General features: G+C 60.2%; 4 protein-coding genes. All 4 read right to left on the bottom strand.

What is annotated here, in order from left to right; all coding sequences use genetic code 11:
* Window positions 1-221: 221 nt before the first annotated feature.
* Window positions 222-929: a hypothetical protein gene (locus AB0O52_RS13515; protein ID WP_364538313.1), complete on the bottom strand. Its 708-nt coding sequence runs from the start codon at window positions 927-929 to the stop codon at window positions 222-224.
* On the bottom strand, window positions 916-2,808 hold the full coding sequence (locus AB0O52_RS13510) for a hypothetical protein (RefSeq protein WP_364538311.1): 1,893 nt from the start codon (window positions 2,806-2,808) through the stop codon (window positions 916-918). Before AB0O52_RS13510 ends, AB0O52_RS13515 begins: the two co-directional genes overlap by 14 nt.
* The gene (locus tag AB0O52_RS13505) at window positions 2,789-3,175 is read right to left on the bottom strand and encodes a DEAD/DEAH box helicase family protein (RefSeq protein ID WP_364538309.1); all 387 of its coding nucleotides are present in this window, start codon (window positions 3,173-3,175) and stop codon (window positions 2,789-2,791) included. Before AB0O52_RS13505 ends, AB0O52_RS13510 begins: the two co-directional genes overlap by 20 nt.
* A 631-nt stretch (window positions 3,176-3,806) precedes the next feature.
* Window positions 3,807-6,638: an aconitate hydratase gene (locus tag AB0O52_RS13500; protein ID WP_364538307.1), complete on the bottom strand. Its 2,832-nt coding sequence runs from the start codon at window positions 6,636-6,638 to the stop codon at window positions 3,807-3,809.
* Between the last annotated feature and the right edge of the window lie 88 nt (window positions 6,639-6,726).

Raw genomic sequence — 6,726 nt, 5'->3', positions numbered from 1 at the left:
GGGAAAACTCACGCCCATCGAATATGAAACAATCAACCGGACCGCGCTCACAGCGGCCTAAGACCCCGAGTCAACAAAAGCCGGGGCAGTCCCATCCAGCCTTAATGGCCATAGGGGGCGCGAAGCGGTCCGTGCCCATTCCGGCGAATGGCGACAGTGGTGCTACCCTAAGCCTCGATCACGAGCCATCACTATTGCGCCAGAACTCCGCCACAGTGCCATCATTCCGAGCAGAACACCCTCAACCGAATCCCGCACTGCTGGGCGGCGCTCCATGCTGCGGTTAGAAGCGCGTGCACCTGCAGCGCTACGGGTTTGGGATTTTCCTTCGCGAGTTCGTCACTAAGGGCTGACTTAGACAGGCATGCTCCCAACACGAGCCAAACTTCGCGTTCGGCTGCGTGCGACTGGATGATCGCGTCGACTTGGTCCCAGTACGCTTCACCTGTCGTCTGGGCCGCCCCACGGCGCAGACGCTTCGCTGGCCCCAAGGGTGTAGCTTTGGACCCCGACCTTGGCTGGATGCTCCAATCATCCGCCCAATACTTTGTTGCCGGGCGGTCTTGGTTTCCAATGGTCAGGAACCGCAAGCTCTTTGTCGCCTGCGAGACCACGTCGTGCAGCGCCGCACCCGAAATCCTTGAAGGTTTCATCTCCTTCTTGCTTTTGGCATGGGCAAAAACTACCTTCGCTTCATTGAATCCTACGAAGTCAGCTATTTCGGATCCCAAGTCGGTACACAAGACGGTTGATTCCGTGCCCAAAGCCTGTGGCAGGAGCACGTCATCAATTTGTCCGAACACAGTGTCAGATGGCCAAGGCCCTGCGCCGTCCGCATGTCCCTTCTCCCCCACCACATTCGAAAGCTCCTCTCTCGTCTCCAGGATCGACAACAAACCGTCAGGTGAACTCGAGTTACGACGCTTCATGGACCAGAAGTTTCGGTTCGAGTAGACAAGCCCCCCCAGCCGTTGCCACCTTCACCAACTGTTCACGAGTTACAAACTGCCAGAACGTCGAGCGTGGATCGATAGTGGATCTGTACGGCACGCTACGAGCGGAAAAGAGTTCAAACCTATTGAGAGCGCTGTCCCAGCGGATTGAGACATCGATCGGGCTTCCGTTGATTTCCACCTCGAACTGCCCGTGCTCTACGACACCACCGGAGCAATCGATCACGAGGGGGTCACCACCCTCTTCTAGCGGTTCGAATGTGTGCTGGGCAAGGTCGAGGAGCACGTGTGCAGCAATCGGAGGATCGGAAATAGTGACAGGGAGTCCATAGCGTGCGATCGCCGACGCGGGGGGATCCTCCCTTTGCAGTGCAACGGACAATTCGTCGAACCATGCTCGTAACTCGGGATAGTGCCCCTTCGAGCTACGGGAGTCACTCACACGCCCATTCTTGACACCTGTGTATCGACCAACTCTGTTGCCCTCAATGACGAGAGTGCCGGATGCCGTCGAGTACCCAAAGGTCGAATCCCCAACCTCAGCTGCCACTAAAGCAACGTCCCGGGCACTCAGTGAGCGTGAACGCACCGACCAATCGCTTAGATCATTGTTGGTGAGCGACATGGAAGTGACTGTGGAATCGCTAGGCAACAGTCCCACTAGCGCGCCGGCACCTACCGAAATTGTGTGGGAGCGGACCGACTCCGGGAGGCCATCCGAGTCGGACACAAAAAGATGTTCTCCGTTCCAGTGAAGCACTGTATATCCGAGTGCCATCTCTACAAAAGCCGCTTCGCGCAGGATGGGCGAGTTGCGTACAGAAAGGTGGAGGAAGACCCGCGTATCCTCATCGGGGCTCCCCGTGCTGAGAATTTGACGATCGTTGCAAGCGAGATCGTCCTCAACTTGTTTTACCAATGAATCCAGCCCGAAGGCTCCGATGGGTCGGCGGATGGACGTGCTGAGTCGAAACTTGATCTCCTTCCATGCTTCGTCCGCGCGCAGATCTGCCTGTTCGCGAAAGAGCCGATCCCAGTAAAAGATCTCTGGTTGCGCATCCAGTAGCTCGGCGACGCCTGCTGGGTCGGTGGCGACTGACTTTGGGTCATCGCCGGCATCAAATTTCCGGTAACGCTCCCAGGCTTCCTGCATCGTTGCGTCCGCGGAGAGAACAAAAGCTGAAGTATCCTCGGCTCGTGTCGGGTTACGAAGGATCCGGCCAACTTGTTGGATGCGCGACCGGTCATTCCCGAAGCCTTCGTAAACCGCGAGAACCTTGACCGACGGATCATCGAATCCTTCGGTCAACTTGTGCTGATGTACTAGAAACTGCGCGTCAGGACGACCGGAGGGAGCAGGAACTGATCGTCTGAGATAGGGAGCCGCTTCATCGTGGACGAACGCTTCATGCACAGCGACCACTGTGCGGCCCTTCGCGCTAAGCGTGCGGGCGACTGCCTCCACACTTGCCCGGTTTCCGCACCGGACAATAACCCGCTCCCCTTCAGTCACCTTTTCGGCAATGTGTCCAAGGAGGTCATCAACATAGTCACTGACAGACGCAGTTTCCCTGGTAATCAAAAAAGTTGGTTCCCTAAGGACTCTGTCTTTCACAGCCTGGAGGTGGCTGTACCGATAATGCGCATCTTCATCGAGCACGAACATGCGGTTATCGTTTCGAAAGGGCGTCGCTGTAAACAGGCAGATGGGAAGCCCCGTGGCGCGCACCGCCCGGGACCATCCAGGGGCTGGTTCGTAGTGGCACTCATCAACCACGACGGTCGCGAAACCTTGAAATAAGGACGCCATCTGAATGCTGTCGTTGCCAACAGTTTTATAGATCTGGAGGACCATTGCCAGAGTGGTGACGTAAACCTTCGGCTCTCTGGAGTTCCTGCGATTGCATCTCGGCGATGAAGGCAGCGGCACTGCGTACGGCTTCCACTTTCGCCAGATTCTCGGGGCGTTTCTGCTCTAGGCGCTGCCAGACGCGATCATCAATGTCCTCCAAAATCTGCCTAGTCAACCCATACCAAGGGGTAACGATCAAAGCACTTTGCTTCTTTCCGCCCACTTCCGTTGCCGCAACAAGTGAAGCGATCACGGCCGATTTGCCGCTGCCCGTCGGCATAGATATCAGTGCAGCACCCGCCGCCGAACCCTCACGAAGGTACCTGCGCAGTGTCGTAAGTGCAGCATCCTGATGATTCCAAAGTGGCACGTGCCAACATCCTTCCGCGCGCCGTCTACACGCTTTCAACTCATGAACGAGCTGACAGCCCTGAACAATCTGGTCTAATTTTGCCTTCTGTGAAGACTCCTGTGGTTATCCGCAGTGTTTGGATGACTTGCCAGGGATCGCGCCAACCTAGCTGGCCCAGCGATTCCATCGGTGAAACTCAAAAACACTAGATCACGCACCAAGATGCTGCACGGAAAAGTAAGTCTGCGCCGTGGGCCTTACCTCTTACTGCGCGTTCGATCTCTACCAGCAGGCTCGCCTGCGTCCATGAGCGTAAGTTCCCTGCTGAGGCGGATGACCAACCGCTCATCTGCTCCAGAGCTTGCAAGATCCGCGCGACGATCCTGCGCTTCTCGCCGCGATCTGGGATCGGCACCTCCTACGCTGCCATGCCTGCCGCCGCGCCGACATGAGGTGGACGACCAGCACGCCGTCTTTGAACTCGCGTACCAGCCGCTCCGACCGGAAACGTACCGGCCACTACTCGTTCAACAGGAAACAGCAAGTGCCCCGCCAGGCCGAGGCCTGGCGGGGCACTTGTGCGAGACTCTAATGCGACCGCCGGCAAAGCGGTCAGCGACCAGTTCCTCTGGTATTCGAGCCGATCAGCTCAGCTACCGCTAATTTGGCGCAAAACGTACTGCAGGATGCCGCCGTTGCGGTAGTAGTCCGCTTCGCCCGGGGTATCGATGCGCAACACGGCATCGAAGGACTTGGTGCTGCCGTCCTCGGCCGTTGCCGTGACCTTGAGCGTCCTCGGCGTCGTGCCGTTGTTCAGCTCGGTGACGCCCTCGACGGAGAACGTTTCCGTACCCACCAGGCCCAGCGACGCAGCGGATTCGCCGGCCGGGTACTGCAGCGGGAGGACGCCCATGCCGATGAGGTTGGAGCGGTGGATCCGCTCGTAGCTTTCGGCGATGACAGCCTTCACGCCCAGAAGCGCGGTTCCCTTGGCAGCCCAGTCGCGGGAAGAGCCGGAGCCGTACTCCTTGCCGGCCAGGACCACCAGCGGCGTGCCGGCTGCCTGGTAGTTCTGCGCAGCGTCGTAGACGTAGGCCTGCGGGCCGTCCGGCTGGGTGAAGTCGCGGGTGAAGCCACCCTCGACGCCCGCGCCGTCGTTGAAGTCAGCGAGCAGCTGGTTCTTGATGCGGATGTTCGCGAAGGTTCCGCGGATCATGACCTCGTGGTTGCCACGGCGTGAACCGTAGGAGTTGAAGTCCTTGCGCTCCACACCGTTGGCCAGAAGGTACTGGCCGGCCGGGGTGTCCGACTTGAAGGAGCCGGCCGGGGAGATGTGGTCAGTGGTGACCGAATCCCCGAGCTTCAGCAGCACGCGGGCGCCGGCGATGTCCGTTACGGGATCCGGCTGGGCCTTCATGCCTTCAAAGTACGGGGGCTTCCGCACGTACGTGGACTTGGCGTCCCAGGCGAAGGTGTCGCCTGCCGGGGTTTCGAGTGCCTTCCAGCGCTCGTCGCCATCGAAGACGCCTTCGTAACCGCGGGCGAACATTTCTTTGTCAATCGAGGAATCGATGACCTTCTGGACCTCGACAGGGTTCGGCCAGATGTCCGTCAAGAAGACATCGTTGCCGTCCTGGTCCTGGCCCAGCGGATCGGCGTCGAAGTCGAAGTCCATGGTTCCGGCCAGGGCGTAGGCGATGACCAGCGGCGGGGAAGCCAGGTAGTTCATCTTGACGTCCGGGTTGATCCGGCCTTCGAAGTTGCGGTTGCCGGAGAGGACAGCGGTGACGGAAAGGTCGTTGGCCTGGATGGCCTCGGAGATTTCGGCGTCGAGCGGTCCGGAGTTGCCGATGCAGGTGGCGCAGCCATATCCCACGATGTAGAAGCCGAGCTTCTCCAGGTAGGGAGTCAGGCCGGACTTCTCGTAGTAGTCGGTGACAACCTTGGAGCCGGGAGCGACCGAAGTCTTGACCCACGGCTTGGACGTGAGGCCCTTGTCAACGGCGTTGCGGGCGAGCAGCGCGGCGGCCAGCATCACGGAGGGGTTGGACGTGTTGGTGCAGGACGTGATGGAAGCGATCGAAACGGCACCGTGGTCCAGTTCGAATTCGCGGCCGTCAGCTGTTGTGACGCTCACCTTGTTCGACGGACGACCGTTGGACTTCGGGCCGTGTGCGTGCGGCGCGATGTCGGCCAGGTGGGTCGCAGTGGCGGTGAACGACGGCGAATCGGAGGCCGGGAAGCTTTCGTCGATCGCTTCGTCCAGGCTTCCGCCTACCAGGTCTTCCTTCACGTAGTTGCGCAGGTCCTCGCGGAACTGGGCCTTGGCCTCCGTGAGGATGATGCGGTCCTGGGGACGCTTCGGGCCCGAGATGGAGGGAACAACCGTGGACAGGTCGAGCTCAAGGTACTCGGAAAACTTGATCTCGTGCGAGGGATCGTGCCAGAGGCCCTGTTCCTTCGCGTAGGCCTCGACCAGGGCGACGTTCTGCTCGGAGCGGCCGGTGAGGCGCAGGTAATCGAGCGTGACGTCGTCGATCGGGAACATCGCTGCCGTGGAGCCGAACTCCGGGCTCATGTTGCCGATGGTGGCGCGGTTGGCCAGCGGCACAGCCGCAACGCCTTCGCCGTAGAACTCCACGAACTTGCCGACCACACCGTGGTTGCGCAGCTGCTCGGTGATGGTCAGGACGACGTCCGTGGCGGTAGCGCCCGCGGGGATGGAGCCCGTGAGCTTGAAGCCGACAACGCGCGGGATCAGCATGGAGACGGGCTGGCCCAGCATGGCAGCCTCGGCTTCGATGCCGCCTACGCCCCAGCCCAGCACGCCCAGGCCGTTGACCATGGTGGTGTGCGAGTCCGTGCCGACGCAGGTGTCGGGGTAGGCGCGGAGGACGCCGTCAACTTCGCGGGTCATGACGGTGCGTGCGAGGTATTCGATGTTGACCTGGTGGACGATGCCTGTTCCAGGGGGAACAACCTTGAAGTCGTCAAAAGCAGTCTGGCCCCAGCGCAGGAACTGGTAACGCTCGCCGTTGCGCTGGTATTCGATCTCCATGTTGCGCTCAAGGGCGCCGGAGTTGCCGAAGGCGTCGATCTGCACGGAGTGGTCGATGACCATCTCAGCCGGAGCCAGCGGGTTGACGCGCTTGGGGTCGCCGCCGAGGTCCTTGATGGCTTCACGCATGGTGGCAAGGTCAACGACGCAGGGGACCCCGGTGAAGTCCTGCATGATGACGCGGGCCGGGGTGAACTGGATCTCGGTGTCTGGCTGGGCATCCGGGTCCCAGCCGGCCAGGGCGCGGACGTGGTCGGCCGTGATATTGGCGCCGTCTTCCGTCCGCAGGAGGTTTTCAAGCAATACCTTAAGGCTGAACGGAAGGCTTTCTGCGCCCTCAACGGAGTTCAACCGGAAAATTTCATAATCGGTGCCGGCTACATTCAGTACGCCTTTGGAACCGAAGCTGTCCACAGTGCTCATGGCAGGACTCCTCTCGCAACAGCTTTCATCTTTGTCGCGTGGTTGACCGCTAGCTAGTTAGGCAAACCTAATCAGGGCGTCGAACGGC

Source organism: Arthrobacter sp. NPDC080073 (assembly GCF_040686575.1).
Taxonomy (GTDB): Bacteria; Actinomycetota; Actinomycetes; order Actinomycetales; family Micrococcaceae; genus Arthrobacter.
This window is presented reverse-complemented; position numbering and strand designations above follow the sequence as displayed.

Bases quoted from the DNA above. Each gene is read 5' to 3' on its own strand.
- AB0O52_RS13515 (WP_364538313.1), bottom strand. From the start codon at position 929: ATGAAGCGTCGTAACTCGAGTTCACCTGACGGTTTGTTGTCGATCCTG.
- AB0O52_RS13510 (WP_364538311.1), bottom strand. From the start codon at position 2,808: ATGGTCCTCCAGATCTATAAAACTGTTGGCAACGACAGCATTCAGATG.
- AB0O52_RS13500 (WP_364538307.1), bottom strand. From the start codon at position 6,638: ATGAGCACTGTGGACAGCTTCGGTTCCAAAGGCGTACTGAATGTAGCC.